Source organism: Noviherbaspirillum aerium (genome assembly GCF_008929045.1).
GTDB classification, from domain to species: Bacteria; Pseudomonadota; Gammaproteobacteria; order Burkholderiales; family Burkholderiaceae_D; genus Noviherbaspirillum; species Noviherbaspirillum aerium.
Genome location: NZ_VFAH01000009.1, coordinates 43,562 through 60,935 on the forward strand (window position 1 = coordinate 43,562; position 17,374 = coordinate 60,935).

General features: G+C 60.5%; 18 protein-coding genes and 1 tRNA gene. 2 read left to right on the plus strand and 17 right to left on the minus strand.

The window, feature by feature from the left end; translation table 11 throughout:
* Positions 1–2: 2 nt before the first annotated feature.
* Entirely contained in the window at positions 3–1,019 is a 1,017-nt protein-coding gene (locus FH061_RS14510; protein WP_151636551.1) for a TRAP transporter substrate-binding protein, read from the plus strand.
* Positions 1,020–1,111: 92 nt separating this feature from the next.
* On the opposite strand, the gene trmB is transcribed toward FH061_RS14510, so the two are convergent.
* The 7 genes from trmB to hpf all read right to left on the minus strand — a co-directional run bounded on the left by trmB (position 1,112) and on the right by hpf (position 5,434).
* Positions 1,112–1,792 (minus strand): tRNA (guanosine(46)-N7)-methyltransferase TrmB, encoded by a 681-nt coding sequence (gene trmB, locus FH061_RS14515; protein WP_225984689.1) that lies wholly within the window; start codon positions 1,790–1,792, stop codon positions 1,112–1,114.
* Positions 1,793–1,929: 137 nt separating this feature from the next.
* Positions 1,930–2,003, minus strand: a tRNA-Gly gene (locus tag FH061_RS14520).
* A gap of 140 nt (positions 2,004–2,143) precedes the next feature.
* The gene (locus FH061_RS14525; RefSeq protein WP_151636553.1) at positions 2,144–2,389 is read right to left on the minus strand and encodes a hypothetical protein; all 246 of its coding nucleotides are present in this window, start codon (positions 2,387–2,389) and stop codon (positions 2,144–2,146) included.
* Positions 2,386–2,703, minus strand: a complete 318-nt coding sequence (locus FH061_RS14530; protein ID WP_225984676.1) for a T6SS effector amidase Tae4 family protein — start codon at positions 2,701–2,703, stop codon at positions 2,386–2,388. Before FH061_RS14530 ends, FH061_RS14525 begins: the two co-directional genes overlap by 4 nt.
* Before the next feature lie 291 nt (positions 2,704–2,994).
* Positions 2,995–3,858: a lysozyme inhibitor LprI family protein gene (locus FH061_RS14535; RefSeq protein WP_151636554.1), complete on the minus strand. Its 864-nt coding sequence runs from the start codon at positions 3,856–3,858 to the stop codon at positions 2,995–2,997.
* 10 nt (positions 3,859–3,868) lie between these two features.
* On the minus strand, positions 3,869–4,783 hold the full coding sequence (locus FH061_RS14540) for a glycoside hydrolase family protein (RefSeq protein WP_225984677.1): 915 nt from the start codon (positions 4,781–4,783) through the stop codon (positions 3,869–3,871).
* 303 nt (positions 4,784–5,086) lie between these two features.
* Positions 5,087–5,434 carry a ribosome hibernation-promoting factor, HPF/YfiA family gene (gene hpf, locus FH061_RS14545; protein ID WP_151636555.1) on the minus strand — a complete coding sequence of 116 codons (348 nt, stop codon included), beginning with the start codon at positions 5,432–5,434 and terminating at the stop codon, positions 5,087–5,089.
* A 318-nt stretch (positions 5,435–5,752) separates the two neighbouring features.
* Between hpf and FH061_RS14550 the strand changes: the two genes are divergently transcribed.
* Positions 5,753–6,970 (plus strand): extracellular catalytic domain type 2 short-chain-length polyhydroxyalkanoate depolymerase, encoded by a 1,218-nt coding sequence (locus tag FH061_RS14550; protein WP_151636556.1) that lies wholly within the window; start codon positions 5,753–5,755, stop codon positions 6,968–6,970.
* Between the two features lie 2 nt (positions 6,971–6,972).
* On the opposite strand, the gene FH061_RS14555 is transcribed toward FH061_RS14550, so the two are convergent.
* From FH061_RS14555 to FH061_RS14600, 10 genes are all read right to left on the minus strand, one after another.
* The gene (locus FH061_RS14555) at positions 6,973–8,151 is read right to left on the minus strand and encodes a GGDEF domain-containing protein (RefSeq protein ID WP_151636557.1); all 1,179 of its coding nucleotides are present in this window, start codon (positions 8,149–8,151) and stop codon (positions 6,973–6,975) included.
* Between the two features lie 133 nt (positions 8,152–8,284).
* Positions 8,285–9,490 carry a THUMP domain-containing class I SAM-dependent RNA methyltransferase gene (locus FH061_RS14560; protein ID WP_151636558.1) on the minus strand — a complete coding sequence of 402 codons (1,206 nt, stop codon included), beginning with the start codon at positions 9,488–9,490 and terminating at the stop codon, positions 8,285–8,287.
* A gap of 107 nt (positions 9,491–9,597) precedes the next feature.
* Positions 9,598–10,200: a 2-hydroxychromene-2-carboxylate isomerase gene (locus tag FH061_RS14565; protein ID WP_151636718.1), complete on the minus strand. Its 603-nt coding sequence runs from the start codon at positions 10,198–10,200 to the stop codon at positions 9,598–9,600.
* A gap of 72 nt (positions 10,201–10,272) precedes the next feature.
* Positions 10,273–10,695, minus strand: coding sequence for a CopD family protein (locus FH061_RS14570; protein WP_151636559.1), 423 nt, complete (start codon positions 10,693–10,695; stop codon positions 10,273–10,275).
* 2 nt (positions 10,696–10,697) lie between these two features.
* Positions 10,698–11,963, minus strand: a complete 1,266-nt coding sequence (locus FH061_RS14575; protein WP_151636560.1) for a glutamate-5-semialdehyde dehydrogenase — start codon at positions 11,961–11,963, stop codon at positions 10,698–10,700.
* Between the two features lie 133 nt (positions 11,964–12,096).
* Complete coding sequence (holA, locus tag FH061_RS14580) at positions 12,097–13,113, minus strand: DNA polymerase III subunit delta (RefSeq protein WP_151636561.1); 1,017 nt, start codon at positions 13,111–13,113, stop codon at positions 12,097–12,099.
* Between the two features lie 44 nt (positions 13,114–13,157).
* Entirely contained in the window at positions 13,158–13,664 is a 507-nt protein-coding gene (locus tag FH061_RS14585; protein ID WP_151636562.1) for an LPS-assembly lipoprotein LptE, read from the minus strand.
* Positions 13,665–13,676: 12 nt separating this feature from the next.
* Positions 13,677–16,334, minus strand: coding sequence for a leucine--tRNA ligase (leuS, locus tag FH061_RS14590; protein ID WP_151636563.1), 2,658 nt, complete (start codon positions 16,332–16,334; stop codon positions 13,677–13,679).
* Between the two features lie 157 nt (positions 16,335–16,491).
* The gene (locus FH061_RS14595; protein WP_151636564.1) at positions 16,492–16,818 is read right to left on the minus strand and encodes a barstar family protein; all 327 of its coding nucleotides are present in this window, start codon (positions 16,816–16,818) and stop codon (positions 16,492–16,494) included.
* A gap of 127 nt (positions 16,819–16,945) precedes the next feature.
* Entirely contained in the window at positions 16,946–17,368 is a 423-nt protein-coding gene (locus tag FH061_RS14600; RefSeq protein WP_151636565.1) for an ExbD/TolR family protein, read from the minus strand.
* Positions 17,369–17,374: the final 6 nt, after the last annotated feature.

Here is a 17,374-nt window from a genome sequence, read left to right on the forward strand (position 1 = left end):
TCATGAAGAAGCTCGTCAATGCCATCGCCATGGCGCTCGCGTTCACCGGCACCGCCGGTGCCCTCCAGGCAGTCCACGCCGCCGACTACAAGCCGCGCATCATCCGCTTCGGCTACGGTCTGGCCGAGGACAGCAACCAGGGCCGCGCGGTCAAGTACTTCGCCGACGACCTCAACAAGCGCACCGGCGGCAAGCTGAAGGCCAAGGGCTTCGCCAGCGCCAGCCTCGGCAGCGACACCCAGATGCAGAATGCGCTGATCGGCGGCGCGCAGGAAATGACGGTGGTGTCCACCGCCACGCTGGTCGGCATCGTCAAGGACTTCGGCGTGTACGATCTGCCGTTCCTGTTCGCCAACGAGAAGGAAGCCGACGCCGTCCTCGACGGCCCGTTCGGACAGAAGCTCGCCGCCAAGCTGCAGGACAAGGGCCTGGTCGGCCTGGTGTACTGGGAGAATGGCTTCCGCAACCTGACCAACACCAAGCGCCCGGTCGCAAAGCTCGAAGACCTGCAGGGCATCAAGCTGCGCGTAATGCAGAACCCGGTGTACATCGACATGTTCAACAGCTTCGGCGCCAACGCGGTGCCGCTGCCGTTCTCGGAACTGTTCACCGCGCTGGAAACCAAGACGGTCGACGGCCAGGAAAACCCGGTCAATACCATCCAGTCGAGCAAGTTCTATGAAGTGCAGAAATACCTGTCGCTGACCAAGCACGTCTACAGCCCGTGGATCGTCCTCGCCAGCAAGAAGTGGTGGGATGGCCTGTCGGCCGATGAAAAGAAAGCCATCCAGGAATCCGCCGCCGCCTCGCGCGATTACGAGCGCAAGGACAGCCGCGAAGCCGCGGTCAAGGCCGTCGACTTCCTGAAGGAGAAGGGCATGCAGGTGACCGTGGTCAGCGATGCCGAACTGACCCGCATGCGCGAGAAAGCCAAGCCGGCTTTCGACAAGTTTGCGGCCGAAGGCGGCGCCGACGTGATCAAGGATCTGCAGGCCGAGATTGCGAAGGTCCGCAAGTAAGGCAGGCAAGAAGAGAGAAACCCGTTCCTGCTCGCGCAGGAAGCAGGATCAGCAGGGCCGCGCCGGTGTCAAGCCGGCGCGGCCCTGTTCATTCAACGACGGACGAAGACCAAATCCCAGACGCCGTGGCCGAGCTTGAGGCCGCGGTTCTCGAACTTCGTCACCGGCCGGTATTCCGGCCGCGGCGCATAGCCGTCAGCGGTGTTCTTCAGCATCGGTTCATCGCCCAGCACCTGCAGCATCTGTTCCGCGTATTCCTCCCAGTCGGTGGCGCAATGCAGATAGCCGCCGGGCACAAGGCGCGAGACGAGCAGCTGCACGAACGGCGACTGGATCAGGCGGCGCTTGTTGTGGCGCGCCTTGTGCCATGGGTCCGGGAAGAACACATGCACGCCCGCCAGGGAATCCGGCTTGACCATGTGCGTCACCACCTCGAAGGCATCATGCTGGATCACGCGCAGGTTTTGCAGATCCTGCTCGCCGATCAGCTTGAGCAGGCTGCCCACGCCCGGCGTATGCACTTCCACGCCGACGAAATGCTTGTCCGGCATGCCGGCCGCGATCTTCGCCGTGGTATCGCCCATGCCGAAACCGATTTCCAAGATGGTCGGCGCACTGCGGCCGAAGGCCTGGTCGAAATCGAAAGCCTGCTTCACATAGGGAATGCAGAACCGCGGGCCAAGGGCGTCAATGGCGCGCGCCTGAGCGATGGACAGACGCCCGGCGCGGGTCACGAAACTGCGGATGCGGTGCTCGGTCGGGTCGTACAGCATTTGGCGCGCGCTGCCGTTGTCAGCGCCCTGGTTACCTTGGTCGCTTTGTTCGCTCTGGTCGGATGGATTGTCGGACATGCTCGGATTGGAAAAATGCAAATAAAAATGGCACCCGCCGGTGCCATGCGTCTTGATGTTGGAGCGGGTGAAGGGAATCGAACCCTCGTCGTAAGCTTGGGAAGCTTCTGCTCTACCATTGAGCTACACCCGCGTTAGGCGTGATTTTACGCGGGTTCGACAAAGTTTTTCAAATATGAGAGGCGACGAGAGAAGCCAGCGAACGACCTGGCCTTCCCGCACCTGCCTTACAGCATCATTACTTGTCGAACTATAGACCTGCCAGGATAGGCATTAAGATTCCCGGTGCCCGAAATTAACTCTCTTCTTCGCATGGTGCTTGAACATCCGGTAACCTCCCCATCCTCCAGCAACGATACCGACTCCGGCGATAATCAAGAAGACTTTTACGTTGCGAGACATGTCATCTTCATTCGTATATAGGGGCCCATAAGCCCACCCTGCAAGCCACAGGAAGGTATAGGCACCGATCGCTCCAAGGATCATTCCTGTCAATATCAAGACAATAAGTGCCATCATGTCATGGCCCAAAACCAAACGGACTCTGCCTTTTTATAGTCCGACCAGACGCCGGGAATATGAATACCTCCCTGAATCCGGACCAAGGATGTCCAATCAGTAAGCCGGGATCCGTTCCATAAATCGATGTGATCGCCTTGCTCATTCGACCCCCAATAATCCTGAAAGAAGACGATCCCAGTTTTACCCGCCATGCTGCCAAATGCCTCTTTACCCGAAAGCTTCTGTGCATTTGTAGGAAGCACGCCAGGTCTTGTTAGCCAGTTTGCCATCTCTTGCGCACGGATCGCAATTTCGGCCTGTCCTTTTGCCATGAAAGCGTTCCGGTAAATGTCTTCATATTGAATCCTGAGCGCGACAGCGCTGCATACAGGTTAATGGCGCACTGGTTGGGATAGGTTACCGGATCGAGCAGTGGCGCGATGCCTTGCGTTTTTGGGTGATTGCGCCATATGTCAGAGAATGCCGGCATCAAATATCCTTTCAAAAAGGACCGCTCAAGCTATTTAATTTAAAAGATGCAACCTTGCCAGGGACGAGGGCAACGGGTAAGGGCATCGGGCTGATACTTTGGCACCGTAAAATTCTTCCGGTATAGAGAAGGCTTAATCCTCCCTTGGCATGAGTTCAATACTTTCCAGCCGCGAGGACATTGCTTGTTCAAGACACGCTGCATTTGACTTGCAGCGATTACGCTGTACAAGCCAGGCGCGCTGCTCTTCCTTGAGCGTGGCCAGGGACTTTTGCAGTCCGGCTTCCCGCATTTCGTGTGCCGCAGCGGCGAACGAACGCGCGACACTCACATCCAGCCTGGAAAGAGGAACCGAGCCGCAGATGGTTCGTTCGCTTCCGGTTGAGGCTTTCCTGCAATCGAAGGAAGGATCGGGACGCGCACCGTCGGGCACGCGCTTCAGCTCGAGTACGGTTTCGTCATACCAGCGTACGGCAAGCCGTCCAGTCTCGGTACGCAACACCCAGGCACCCTGTATCCCGCCTTCATGTCCCAGGTTGATTCCCCACGGTTTGCCATTGCATGTCACCGTGAACGCTGCAGCCTTTGGATTCTTGGGAAGCCGCAGTTGGTAATCTTCGGCAGTGGGGGCTACCGGTGCGACGGTGCGTCTTGCCATGCTCGCCTCGATCAATTTCTCTACAGGCAGTGATGCCGCAATTCCGGGCGACTGGCAATCCTGCCGTTCGGGGGTGTTGGAGGTAATGCTTCTGGAAGAAATTTGAAAGACTCTGCCGGTGAGACGAAAATCATCAGGCCGGTAGAGCAGGGTGCGTGTCGCTCCCGTGTCGACGTAGACCTTGGCAACTTCCCAGGTGCCGATGATATCGGCAGGGATTGCAGAGTGTGGAGCGGCGAGCGTATCGATAGCATGCGAGTGGGTTGCCATGCATAGGGAGAGGATTGCAATTTCAAAAGCGAACCAGGGCGAGCGAAGCGGAAGAATTCTGGGAGCCATGTGTCTTGCCTCAAATGCCTTGGTAGTGGCCATAAAGGTATAAGGCAACTTCATGATCGCGGCGGCGTACAAGGCCCCTGAATACCACGCCCTTCGAGGTCACGACAGACCTGATCGTTTTCATCGCATTGGCGACATGCCCCTCGTTGATCTGATGTGCAACGGTACGGAACTGGCCGCCGGGATTGTATGCGAAGGAAACCAGGGCATCGAATTCATGCTGAAGAAGGTCAATATTGATCATCCTCTTCACTAATGACTCGTAACGAGGGATGACATGCCTGAGCAACTGCATTTCCTGCATCCGGTTTAGTTTGACGAGTGATCCATGGTCCTCGACAAATTTTGCCGCCGCTTGATTCGCCAGTCCGGCTGCGTTCGCAATTTGTCGAGCGACAGAAGCCGCAAGGCCGATTGCCTGCATGTCGGCTGCCACTGACGCAGCGCTTCTTTCTTTCATGTCGTAGCCCGGTCCCAGAGTCACTCCGCTAGCTCCCCGAGGCCAGTGGAGCCGGTTGCTCACTTCCGCCAACGCTTCATGGCCGTAGATGAAGCTCAATCCTTGGTGGGAGGTGCAGAGTGCGGAACTTGGGCGTGATATGCCCTGAGGGACGGGCAGTATTTTTGCCGCAGAAGATGAATGAATAACACTGCCGCCAATGTTTCTGATCGCATCGTCATTGCTTGGTCTTGCTCGATGGAGCGGATGCCCAATGCTGGCGAATAGCCCCAGCGCGCCAAAAGTCTTGGGGCCGGCAATGCCATCGGGGAGCATGCCTTTTCGCCTTTGAAAACCTCTCACCACGCCTTCGGTCTGAGCACCGAATCGCCCATCGATAAATAACTTTTCACCATGTTTGGCAAGAGCTTCCTGAAGCTCACGTACCTTGGTGCCAGTTGAACCCTTTCTTAGTATTGCCACCATGCCGCCTCTGCAAAATGTAATGATCAGCCCACGCGCAAGAAAACCATGGGCGCCAAGAAATTGACAAAGTAGCATTGATATTGCGTTTATTGCAATGGTTTGGATGTATGTATCTGTAAATTAGAGCGTTAGTGGAGGAGGGCAATCGAAGAATTGCGCTCTTGCGGTGACTCCCGGGGGATAGGAAAGACTCGTGCTACGAGTGACAGGTACAGCACCTTTGCAAGGTGCTGCAATCTTACTGGTTCCCGGCCGTCGCACGGCCATGCAACGCACTCGTTGCAAGTGCGTTCCGCAGTTCCTTTACATATCCATACCCGAGGCACTGATATTCTTCAGCGCCTCGTTCTTGTGGCTCTGCACCTTGTCCTTGTGCCGCACGACCTGCCGATCGAGTTTGTCGACCAGGCCGTCGATTGCCGCATAAAGATCCTCGGCATAGTGGTCGAGGTGAATCACATTGCCTTTGACGCGCAGGTTGACTTCCGCACGCTGCCGCTTGTCCTTCTCCGAAGGCTTCTCGACACCGAGCACGATGGCGATATCGATGATCTGATCGAAATGGCGGATGACGCGCTCCAGCTTGGTTTCAACATATTCACGCAACGCCGGGCTGATATCAACATGCTGGCCGGTAAGCAATAGGTTCATGAATAACCTCCTTTATGCAATGGAACAAATTGACTGCGATGGGAGTGAGGGCGATGTCAATCGCCGCATCACGGTGATAGCGATGAGATAACTTGCGGCGTGTCAGGTTCACTGTAATTCAACTTTCTGGCTTGAATTGGGTGTTGCAGCGCAAGGGCCTAAGCAGGAATCAAGAAGAATTCCGGAAACGTTTGATGCCGAGCATTGCTCGCGTAGAACCACGCGTTATCTTGAATGAAGCCAAAACTGCCATTCTTCAATATTGCCGCCAAGACGGCAACGATCGGCTCGGCATCAACAATACAATCTGGAGACAACATGACACCCACTTTCGGTCGGACCGCCGGCGCCTTCCTGCTTGCCGGCGGCGCAGTCCTGTCCCACTCTGCAAGCGCAGTCGTCGTCACGCTGCCGAAGTACAACGTCAACGTGGCGGAGGTGTCGGTATCGGGCATTTCGTCGGGCGGCTACATGGCGGCGCAGATGCATTTCGCCTATTCGAAGACCATCCGCAAGGGGGCCGGCATCATCGCCGGCGGGCCGGTGTACTGCTCGCAGGGCAATGTGTCGATCGCGACCGGGCCGTGCATGGCCGATACCGGTTCGCGCAATCTTTCCTATCTCATTTCCACGATCAACACCTGGTCGGGCAACGGCTATATCGACCCCACCTCGAACCTGGCCGCATCGAAGGTCTATCTCTTTTCAGGCACCATCGATTCCACCGTCCGGCAACCGGTGATGAATGACTTGAAGACCATGTACGGCAATTACGTCCCGGCGGCCAACGTGGTCTACAAGAACAATCTCGCCGCGGAACATGCGCTGGCCACCGATTACTATGGCAATGACTGCAGCGTCAACAGCAGCCCCTACATCAACAACTGCAACTTCGATACCGCCGGCGAAATCCTGAAATGGATTTACGGCGCATTGAATCCGAAGAATGCCGGCACGCTGAACGGCAGTTTCGTCAATTTCAACCAGCGCTCCTTCTGGGGCAACGGCGATCCGACCAATCATGGCATGGCCAATGACGGCTGGGCCTATGTGCCTGCGAACTGCGCGGCAGGGCAGGCCTGCAGGCTGCATGTCGTCTTTCATGGATGCAAGCAGAATGTCGCCACTGTCGGCACCCAGTTCTACCAGAGGACCGGCTACAACCGCTGGGCCGACACCAACAACATGATCATCCTCTATCCGCAGGCGAACACGACCTATGCCAATCCCAACGGCTGCTGGGACTGGTGGGGCTATGACGATGTGAATTTCCCGGCCAAGAGCGGCGGGCAGATGGTCGCGGTGAAGACGATGATCGACCGCGTCGTCAGCGGCAGCGCTTCGGCGCCGTACACCTGCGCGCAATGGTTCAGCAGCAACTATGAGCACGTGTACTACGGCCGCGCCTACGCATATGGCGGCAATGCCTATGCCACCAATTCGAACCAGTATCTCGGGTATTACTCGACGGCTGCCTATACCGATGTGCGCAGGACATCGGCGGGGTATTACGCCTACGGGAAATGTCCGGCCTGATATCAGGCGGCAGCGTAATGCCGGGGCTGCCGACGCGCCAGTTCCACCCGGTTGCGTCCGTTCGCCTTGGCGCAGTACAGGGCCGCATCCGCCGCCGACAGCAGGGTATCGACTTCCATCGTGCCCTCCTGCGCCGTGGCCAGGCCGATGCTGACCGTGTAGTGCGGCAGCGCCGGGTCGTGCGCGCTGCCGGCGATGTGATTGCACAGGCGCCGGGCGATCGCCTCCGCATCCCTCACTGATGTGTCGGGGAGGAAGATGACGAATTCCTCGCCGCCGTAGCGGCCGAGGCAATCGCTATTGCGCAGCACTTCCTGCGCGCGCTGCACGAAGTCGATGATGACCCGGTCGCCCACCGCATGGCCGAAGCGGTCGTTGATCGACTTGAAGCTGTCGAGGTCGCACATCAGCAGGGCAAGCGGCTTGCCGGTATGGAGGCTGCGGCCCAGTTCGCGGGCCAGCATGTCGATGAAGGCGCCGCGCGCATATGCCTTGCTCAGCTGGTCATGCGATGCGATGAATTCCAGCTCCGCCCGCAGGCGCTCATTGGCCAGCATGATCGCGCCCAGCGTAATGGCCAGCACCGAGAAAGCCAGTGCCGCCAGGTAGATTTTCTGCATCGGGGTGGCGCCGAACACGCTGGTCGGCGTGTCAAAATTCAGGAGCAGCATGCCGATGCGGAACGCCGACACCATGCCGATGCCGATGAATACCAGGCAGGTGAAGCGTCCCGCCAGGGTGGCGCCGGTGGTGCGGTACACCAGCACGGTGCAGGCGAAGAACAGGACGGTATTGGTCAGGGTGACGAGCAGTGCCCGCGTCGGATAGTGCGGGGCAAGATAGGTGAACCAGACCACATGGGCAGTCACCAGCAGAAGCACCATCTTGAGCAGCCGCCCATGGCTCGGCAGGCCGGCGAAACGACGGAAGCCGGCATAGAAGCTCATGATGCCCCCGACCAGCATGACGTTGGCGATCACGATGCAAAACAGATCCGGAATCGCGCCCGTCATGCCGAACAGTGCGCTGGCGATCACCATGCCGGACAGTCCCCAGCTCCATTCATTGAGGCCGCCGATCGAGGGCGGAAAGCTGCGGCGCAGCATGAAGAGAATGGCCGAGCAGAGCAGGCCCAGCAGGCCGGCGACAAAGATCAATGAGCGCGGATCGAGTTCTGACACGGGGCACCTTCCTCCAATGGCGCAATATAACAATATTTACAGCCCATTTCCACGTGGAAATAGGCTGTAAATCGCATGGCTTGAGGAAGGTCAATGCGTGCGCTAGACCCAATTGAGAGGTCAGGAAGCGCGGTCAGGAACTCTTCGGCGTCGCTTCCGGGCGTCGGTTGAAGCCCGCCACCATATCGAAGCGGAACAGGCGGCACTCCAGCGCGCCGTTGAAGAAAGGCGTCTTGCGCGCTTCCTTCAGGCGCAGCAGCTTCGGCACGCTGAGATCGGCGGTGAACAGGAAGACCTTCCACCCCGGAAAGCGCTGCTTGAGCGTGGTGCTGAACGCATGATAGAAGGACGTGGTGAGTTCATCGGCCGGCTGGCTGCTGTCTCCCCGCACGCCGATACGCTCTCCGTACGGCGGATTGGTGAGCATGATGCCGGGAATGCCGCTCGGCGGCTTGATTTCCTGCGCCTCGATCTGCTTGAGCGGCACGTCGAACTGGATGCCCGCATTGCGCAGGTTGTTGCGCGTCATGACGATCATGTCGCCGGAAATGTCGCTGCCGAAGAGCGTCGGCGTGCGCGGCAGGGCGTTCGGCTTGACTTCGGCCTTGATGGCCTGCCATTCGGCGGCCTTGAATCCCAGGAATTTTTCGAATCCGAACACCCGATTGGCGCCCGGCGGGATGCCGGCCAGGATCTGCGCGGCTTCCACCAGGATGGTGCCGGAGCCGCACATCGGATCGAACAGAATGGTGCCCGGCGTCCAGCCGGAGACCCGCAGCAGCCCGGCGGCGAGATTCTCGCGCAGGGGCGCATCGCCGGTTTCCTGGCGCCAGCCGCGCTTGAACAGGGCTTCGCCCGAGGTATCGAGATAGATGGTGTAGTTGTGCGCATCAAGGAAACCGACGATGCGCATGTCCGGCGTGCGGGTGTTGACCGACGGCCGTTCCTGGTAAAGATCGCGGAAACGGTCGCATACCGCGTCCTTGATCTTGAGCGTGGTGAACTCCAGGCTTTTCAGCGGCGACTTGATCGCGGTAAGGTCGACCCGGATCGTATGGCCGAGGCCGAACCATTCTTCCCAGGGCTGCTCCAGCGTCAGGTCGTAGATGTCGTTTTCGTTGGTGTAGCCGCGCTGTCCCATGCGCAGGAGAACGCGCGAGGCGATGCGCGAATGCAGGTTGAGCCGGTAGCTGTCGGACAGGGAGCCGGAGCAGTGCACGCCGCCGGGCACCTGGTTGTGCACCTTCAGCGTGCTGCTGCCCTGGCCGATCTCGGTGATTTCTTCTGCCAGCGCCGCTTCCAGTCCGCGCGGGCAGGGGCAAAAATAAGAATATGTCATTGGGGAACCTTTTTTCCGTTGTGCTGCTGCCTGAAAATGATGTGCCGCCGAAAACCGCCGCTGCATGGCAACGGCTTCGGCGGCGATGAAACGTGTTTCCTGCTTTTCTACTTCTGCAATGCCCGCTCGACGAAGTCCAGTCTGTCCTGTCCCCAGTAGCCTTCGCCGTCGACGACATACCAGGGCGAGCCGAACACATTGGCCGCGATTGCTTCCTCGGTGTGGCGGTCATACTCTTCCTGCACGCCGGATGTTTCCGATGTCTTGATCAGCGTCTTGCCGTCATGGCCGCATTCCTGGGCGATGGCGGCCAGCGTTGCGGCATCGGCGATATTGCGCTCCTCGGCCCAGACCGCGCGCATGACGGCGCCCGCCAGGTTCAGTGCGGCATCGGTGCCGTGCGCCAGGCGCGTCGCGATGATCAGCCTTGCCGCCGCATCGCCCGCGACCGGAAAGAATGCCGGGTTCAGATTCAGCGGCATCTGCAGGTGCTCGCTCCAGCGTTTCAGTTCCACCAGCCGGTAGGCCTGCCGCTGCGGCGCGCGTTTCGCCAGGGGCAGGCCGCCGGATACGCTGAACACCTTGCCGAGATCGCAGGGCTTGAGTTCAACCTGCGCCTGGTATTTCCTGGCGAGGGCGGCGAACCGCTCATGGCCGAGGTAGGTCCAGGGGGATTGCGGAGCGAAAAAATACTGGCAGATCTTGGCCATCATGGACTCCAATCAATTCAATTGCGAAGCTTGGGAACGTAAAAACAGCATGCGCCCGGCGCATGCCGCCCGTCAGAACGGCTTGACCACCACCAGGATGGTGACGGCAAGCAGGCCGAGCACCGGCACTTCATTGAACCAGCGATACCAGGCATGCGAACGCGCGTTGCGCCCGTTTTCGAACTTCTTCAGCAGCGAGCCGCAGGCATGGTGATAGCCGATCAGCAGCACCACGATGGCCAGCTTCGCATGCAGCCAGCCATTGCCAGGACCCTTGCCGATGCCGTAGCCGAGCCACAGCCACAGACCGAGCAGCAGCGCCGGAATCGCCAGCATCGTCATGAAACGGTAGAGCTTGCGCGCCATCAGCAGCAGCCGGGTGGTCGCGGCGGCATCGGTTTCCATGGCCAGGTTGACAAAGATGCGCGGCAGATAGAACAGGCCGGCGAACCAGGATGCGACAAAGACGATATGCAGCGCCTTGACCCAGAGCATGCCTATTCCCTCACTTCGCCGTGGCCGAACACCACGTACTTCAGCGAAGTCAGGCCTTCCAGTCCGACCGGGCCGCGCGCATGCAGCTTGTCGTTGGAAATGCCGATCTCGGCGCCGAGCCCGTATTCGAAGCCGTCGGCGAAGCGCGTGGAGGCATTGACCATCACCGAGGCGGAATCGACTTCGCGCAGGAAGCGCATCGCGCGGCTGTAGTCTTCGGTGACGATGGCGTCGGTATGCTGGGAAGAGTAGGTATTGATGTGCTCGATGGCTTCGCCCACATCGCCGACGATCTTCACCGCGAGAATCGCGGCCAGGTATTCGGTGCGCCAATCCTCTTCGGTGGCCGACGCGAGGCGGGAATAACCGGCGAGGATCTTGCCGGCTTCCGCATCGGCGCGCAGTTCGACTTCCTTCGTGGCGTAGAGCTCGGCCAGCTTCGGCAGCACCTGCGCCGCGATGCCGCGCGCCACCAGCAGGGTTTCCATGGTGTTGCAGGTGCCGTAGCGGTGGCACTTGGCGTTGAAGGAAATCTTCAGCGCCTTGTCGATATCGGCCTTGTCATCGATGTAGACGTGGCAGATGCCGTCGAGATGCTTGATCATCGGCACCTTGGATTCCTTCATCAGGCGCTCGATCAGGCCCTTGCCGCCGCGCGGCACGATCACGTCCACGTATTGCGGCATGGTGATCAGTTCGCCCACCGCGGCACGGTCGGTGGTCTCGACGATCTGTACCGCGTCTTCCGGCAGTCCGGCGCCGGCCAAGCCTTCCTTGACCAGCCTGGCGAGCGCCTGGTTGCAATGAATGGCTTCGGAGCCGCCGCGCAGGATGGTGGCGTTGCCGCTCTTGATGCACAGGCCGGCGGCGTCGACGGTCACATTGGGGCGGGCTTCGTAGATGATGCCGATCACGCCCAGCGGCACGCGCATCTGGCCGACCTGGATGCCGGTCGGACGATATTTCATGTTGGACATTTCGCCGATCGGATCGGGCAGGGAAACAATCTGCTCCAGCCCTTCGGCCATGGTCGCGATTGCCTTGTCGGACAAGGTCAGGCGGTCGAGCATCGCCGGCGCCAGGCCGTTGGCGCGCGCCGCTTCCAGGTCTTGCTGGTTGGCCGCGCGCAGGGCGTCGGCTTCGCGCCGGATGGCGGCGGCAATCAGCGACAGCGCCTTGTTCTTGGCGCCGGTATCAGCCTTGGCCATGGCGCGGGAAGCCTTGCGGGCACGCTGGCCGACGTCGTTCATGTAATGCTTGATGTCCATTTTCCTGATCTTTTCAATGCGAATTCAATTCGGCGTGGCGGCGGCAGCATGCCAAGGGCCAAGGCGAAGTACCTGCTATAACCAAATATAACGAAATACAACGAATGCAGCGCAGCGCAGCGGCGCAGGCTACTCAGCCGCGCGCCACCTTCAGGCCCAGCTGCAGCAGGGCATCCCAGGCATCGCCGGCAAATGCCCGGGCTCTCAAACCTTTGACCATCTTATCGATTTGCGCCGCTTCCTGCAGCGCCGTTTCCAGCGTCGACAGGCGCAGGCGCTTGACGGCCGGCTCCATCAGCCGCTCGCGCGGCCCCCAGATCCGGTATTCCTTGAGCAGCATGCCGATCGGCTTTCCCTGCGACGCGCCGGACTTTATCTTGAGCAAGATGCGGATTTCCTCGGCCATCGCCCACAGCACCAGCGGCAGCGCCTCGCCTTCGCCTTTCAGGCCCTCGATCATGCGCACCAGCCGGGCGGCATCGCCGGACAGCATCGCTTCATTGAGCTTGAAGACGTCGTAGCGGGCAACATTGAGCACCGCATCCTGCACCTGTTCGAAACTCAGCTTGCCTTCCGGATGCAGCAGGGCCAGCTTCTGCAATTCCTGGTGCGCGGCAAGCAGGTTGCCTTCCACCCGGTCGGCGATGAAGTCGATGCTCTGCCGGTCGGCGCTCTGCTTTTGCGCGGCAAGCCGGGTGCCGATCCATGAGGGCAGTTGCGCGCGCTCGACCAGCGGAATGTCGATGTAGACGCCCGCCTGCTGCAGTGCCGACACCCAGGCCGCCTTCTGCGTCTGCCAGTCGAGCTTGGGCAGGGTGATCAGCGTGACATTGTCCGGATTGAGCCCGCCGACGTAGTCCTGCAGCGCCTGGCCGCCGTCCTTGCCCGGCTTGCCGGTGGGGATGCGCAGTTCGATCAGCTTGCGGTCGCCGAACAGCGATTGCGACTGGTTGGCCGCCAGCAGCGCGCCCCATTTGAAACTGCGTTCGACCACCAGCACTTCGCGTTCGGAATAGCCGTTGGCGCGGGCCGCCTTGCGTATCCTGTCGGCCGCTTCGAGCGCCAGAAGGTGTTCGTCGCTGGTAATGACGTACAGCGGCGCCAGCGACTTCGCCAGGTGGGTTTCGAGTGCGTCGGCGCGCAATTGCATCGGTGCTTCCGTTCAGGCGGGTTTAAGCGGGTTAAGCTGGCGGCTCAAGCGGTTCCGGCGGGCTTGAGCGCCGACATGCGGCGCAGGATCTGCTGTACCGCATCGGACTGCATGTCGCGGTACAGCATGTCTTCTTCCTTCTCCTTCGCGATCACCTGCGACTCGTTGAAGCTGACGTCGCGCTTGAGAACGAGTTCGGTCGGCGCCAGCAGCACGCCGCCCGCCTTGTCCTTCACCTGGAAACGCAGGCGGTAATACAGCGAGTATTCGCGGATGCGTCCCTGGGTGTTGAGCGACAGCGTTGCCCGGTCCCGGATCTCGCTCAGGATGTCGATGGTGGCGTCGGCCTGCTTGGGATCGGTCACGATGGTGGTGTCGTCGCTGGCACGGATATAGCGCTTGAGCTCGACGCCCAGCGGCGAATGATCCGGCACGCCGATGAACACGGTCTTGAACGGCAGGCCCGACTTGCCGTCGGAGCCGCGCATGCGGAAGCCGCATGCCGACAGCAATGCGGCGCCGGACAATGCGAGGAGGGTGCGTCGTTGCATGGAGGCTCCCGATCAGGCGACGATGTTGACCAGCTTGCCGGGCACGATGATGACCTTCTTCGGCGTGCCTTCGACAAATTTCCTGACATTGTCGTTGGCCAGCGCGGCGGCTTCGATCGCGGCCTTGTCGGCTTCCTTGGGCACCTTGACGCTGCCACGCAGCTTGCCGTTGACCTGCACCATCAGTTCGATCTCGGCCTGCTCCAGCGCCGATGCGTCGACCTGCGGCCAGGGCGCATCGAGAATGTCGCCGTGCTGCTTCGCGAAACCGAGTTCCTGCCACAGCACATGGGTGATGTGCGGCGCGACCGGATAGAGCATGCGCAGGAAGATCGAATAACCCTCGGCGATCACCGCGTTCGATGCGGGAGAGTCGTCGAACTTGGCCGCTTCCAGCGTGTTGAGCATCTTCATGCTGGCCGAGACCACGGTGTTGTACTGGATGCGCTTGAAGTCGTGATCCGCCTGCTGCAGGATCTTGTGCACTTCGCGGCGCAGTGCCTTGTGCGTTTCCGGCAGATTGGCGAAACCGGACGCGGCGGCTGCCTCGCCGGCGGCGAAGCGGGCGGACTGCGCATGCGCAAACGTCCAGACGCGGCGCAGGAAGCGGTTCGCGCCTTCGACGCCGGCGCCGGACCACTCCAGCGTCTGCTCCGGCGGCGAGGCGAACATCGTGAACAGGCGGGCGGTATCCGCGCCGTACTGGTCGATCTGCGCCTGCGGGTCGATGCCGTTGTTCTTCGACTTCGACATTTTCTCGGTGCCGCCGATCTCGACCGGCTGGCCGTCGCTCCTGAGCAGCGCGGAGACCGGGCGGCCCTTGTCGTCGAAGCTCAGTTCGACATCGGCCGGATTGAACCAGGTCTTCTTGCCGCTGGCGTCCTCGCGGTAATAGGTTTCATTGAGCACCATGCCCTGGGTCAGCAGGTTGACGAAAGGTTCGTCGAACTTGACCAGGCCGAAATCGCGCATCACCTTGGTCCAGAAGCGCGCATACAGCAGGTGCAGCACCGCATGCTCGATGCCGCCGATGTACTGGTCCATCGGCATCCAGTAATCGTTGCGCGCGTCGACCATCGCCTCGCTGCTGCCCGGCGAGCAGTAGCGCATGTAATACCAGGACGAATCGACGAAGGTGTCCATGGTGTCGGTTTCGCGGCGCGCTGGCTTGCCGCACTGCGGGCAGTCGACATGCAGGAATTTTTCATGCTTGTTGAGCGGATTGCCGCTGCCGTCCGGCACGCAGTCTTCCGGCAGCACCACCGGCAGGTCCTTTTCCGGGACCGGCACGTCGCCGCAGGATTCGCAGTGGATGATCGGGATCGGCGTGCCCCAGTAGCGCTGGCGCGAAATGCCCCAGTCGCGCAGGCGGTAGGTGATCTTCTTTTCGCCGATGCCTTTGGCGGCGAGATCGGCGGCGACCGCATCGACCGCCGCCGGATAATCGAGGCCGTCGTACTTGCCGGAGGCGACGCAGACGCCATGTTCCTTGTCCGCATACCATTCCTGCCAGGCGTCGGTCGAATAGGTCTTGCCTTCGACGGCGACCACCTGCCTGATCGGCAGGCTGTACTTTTTCGCGAAGGCGAAGTCGCGCTCGTCATGCGCCGGCACGCCCATCACGGCGCCGTCGCCGTAGGTGATCAGCACGTAGTTGCCGACCCAGACCTCGACCTTGTCGCCGGTCAGCGGATGGGTGACGAACAGGCCGGTCGGCATGCCTTTCTTTTCCATCGTCGCCATGTCGGCTTCGATGACGCTGCCTTTCTTGCATTCGGCGATGAAGGCGGCGAGTTCGGGATTCGACTGCGCAGCATGGGTGGCCAGCGCATGCTCGGGCGCGACCGCGCAGAAGGTGACGCCCATGATGGTGTCGGCGCGGGTGGTGAAGACCCACAGCTTGCCGTCGTTGATGGCGGCGCCGATTTCATCGCGGATATCGTGCGGGAAGGCGAAGCGCACGCCGGTCGACTTGCCGATCCAGTTCGACTGCATGATGCGTACGCGCTCCGGCCAGCCGGGCAGCTTGTTGTCGACGAAGTCGAGCAGCTCCTCGGCATAGGAGGTGATGCGGGCGTAGTACATCGGGATTTCGCGCTTTTCGATCAGCGCGCCGGAACGCCAGCCGCGGCCGTCGATCACCTGCTCGTTGGCGAGCACGGTCTGGTCGACCGGGTCCCAGTTCACGGTGCCGGTCTTCTTGTAGATGATGCCTTTTTCCAGCATCTTCAGGAACATCCACTGATTCCACTTGTAGTAGTCCGGCTTGCAGGCGGTCATCTCGCGCGACCAGTCGATCGCCAGGCCCATCGCCTGCATCTGCTTCTTCATGTACTCGATGTTCGAATACGTCCACTGCGCCGGCGGCACGCCGTTGGCCATCGCCGCATTCTCGGCCGGCATGCCGAAGGCATCCCAGCCCATCGGCATGAGCACGTTGTAGCCGTTCATCCGCAGGTAGCGGTACATCACGTCATTGATGGTGTAATTGCGCACATGGCCCATGTGCAGCTTGCCCGAGGGGTAGGGCAGCATGGAGCAGGCATAGAATTTCTTCCTGTCCTGACCGTTCTTGTCCTTTGCGTGTTCGACGGACTTGTAGGCGTCGATGGCCTGCCAATGGTCTTGCGCCGCTTTTTCTACGTCGCCGGGGAGATATTTTTCTTGCATGACGGATGAAGCCGAAGTGGAATTGAACCCGTCATTATACTGGTTCGCTGCCTGCAGTTGCCGCCCGGCGTGGCAGGAATTGCCGTCAAAATCTCCGGAAAATCAGCGCAAATTCAATGCGATTTGAACCCCGGCCCGGCGCAAGGGCGCCGAAACGTCACCGCAGCACCAGGCCGAGCGCCGGCTTTTCCCCGTTTTCGGAGCACAGCTGGTTGACTTCGGCGGTGCATTCCTCCAGCGCCGAGAGGATATCCGGCGCCTCGCGCCGCAGGACATCGGAATGCATGATCTGGATCTGCAGCTGCTCGTCGTCGCCGAGCACGTACGAGGACATGCCGTCGTCGTCCCGCAGGCCGCTCAGGCAGTCGATCCAGGCATCCATGTTGCGCCCGTAGAAGTCGGGGAATCCGAAGGCCGTCTTGCAGGTGTCGTGGAACTGGTCCCAGTCGGTGAGATGGCGGCCGTCGAGTTGTATGGAGGGCATGGGTTCCGTTTGTCAGATTGGCAGGAGAAAGTCGGGACGGCCCGCGCATTGTAACCGGCCGGCGCCGCCCGGGTCCGGAATCGGCATTTCGGACCCGAAACCGCGGCTGGTCGGCCTCATGGCTTCATCAGGGCTTCTGCTGCGACTCGGTGACGAAACCCATCTTGGCCATGCCGCTGGACTGCGCCGCCGACATCACCTGGGCAATCACTTCGTAACGGGTGGATTTGTCGGCGCGCAACTGCAGTTCCGGCTGCGGCTGCTTCCTTGCTGCGACTGCGAGCCGGTTGCCGAGTTCCGCTTGTTCCACCGCTTCGTTGTTCCAGTAGATTCGGCCTTCGCCGTCGATCGATACGGAAATGGTGTCCGGCTTGTCGGGGCTGGAGGACGACTGGGCGCTGGGCAGGTCGAGCTTGATCGAATGCGTAAACAAGGGTGCGGTGATGATGAAAATCACCAGCAGCACCAGCATGACGTCGACCATCGGCGTGACATTGATATCCGCCATCGGCGCCTGCTTCTTGTCGTCATTGAAACCGCCGAATGCCATCGCGGA

Coding starts and splice junctions, on each gene's coding strand:
- FH061_RS14540 (WP_225984677.1), bottom strand. CDS start 4,783: ATGGTGGCAATACTAAGAAAGGGTTCAACTGGCACCAAGGTACGTGAG.
- FH061_RS14510 (WP_151636551.1), top strand. CDS start 3: ATGAAGAAGCTCGTCAATGCCATCGCCATGGCGCTCGCGTTCACCGGC.
- FH061_RS14585 (WP_151636562.1), bottom strand. CDS start 13,664: ATGCAACGACGCACCCTCCTCGCATTGTCCGGCGCCGCATTGCTGTCG.
- FH061_RS14530 (WP_225984676.1), bottom strand. CDS start 2,703: ATGGCAAAAGGACAGGCCGAAATTGCGATCCGTGCGCAAGAGATGGCA.
- leuS (WP_151636563.1), bottom strand. CDS start 16,334: ATGCAAGAAAAATATCTCCCCGGCGACGTAGAAAAAGCGGCGCAAGAC.
- FH061_RS14575 (WP_151636560.1), bottom strand. CDS start 11,963: ATGGACATCAAGCATTACATGAACGACGTCGGCCAGCGTGCCCGCAAG.
- FH061_RS14595 (WP_151636564.1), bottom strand. CDS start 16,818: ATGCCCTCCATACAACTCGACGGCCGCCATCTCACCGACTGGGACCAG.
- FH061_RS14535 (WP_151636554.1), bottom strand. CDS start 3,858: ATGGCTCCCAGAATTCTTCCGCTTCGCTCGCCCTGGTTCGCTTTTGAA.
- FH061_RS14570 (WP_151636559.1), bottom strand. CDS start 10,695: ATGCTCTGGGTCAAGGCGCTGCATATCGTCTTTGTCGCATCCTGGTTC.
- FH061_RS14550 (WP_151636556.1), top strand. CDS start 5,753: ATGACACCCACTTTCGGTCGGACCGCCGGCGCCTTCCTGCTTGCCGGC.
- FH061_RS14525 (WP_151636553.1), bottom strand. CDS start 2,389: ATGATGGCACTTATTGTCTTGATATTGACAGGAATGATCCTTGGAGCG.
- FH061_RS14565 (WP_151636718.1), bottom strand. CDS start 10,200: ATGGCCAAGATCTGCCAGTATTTTTTCGCTCCGCAATCCCCCTGGACC.
- holA (WP_151636561.1), bottom strand. CDS start 13,113: ATGCAATTGCGCGCCGACGCACTCGAAACCCACCTGGCGAAGTCGCTG.
- hpf (WP_151636555.1), bottom strand. CDS start 5,434: ATGAACCTATTGCTTACCGGCCAGCATGTTGATATCAGCCCGGCGTTG.
- FH061_RS14600 (WP_151636565.1), bottom strand. CDS start 17,368: ATGGCATTCGGCGGTTTCAATGACGACAAGAAGCAGGCGCCGATGGCG.
- FH061_RS14560 (WP_151636558.1), bottom strand. CDS start 9,490: ATGACATATTCTTATTTTTGCCCCTGCCCGCGCGGACTGGAAGCGGCG.
- trmB (WP_225984689.1), bottom strand. CDS start 1,792: ATGCTGTACGACCCGACCGAGCACCGCATCCGCAGTTTCGTGACCCGC.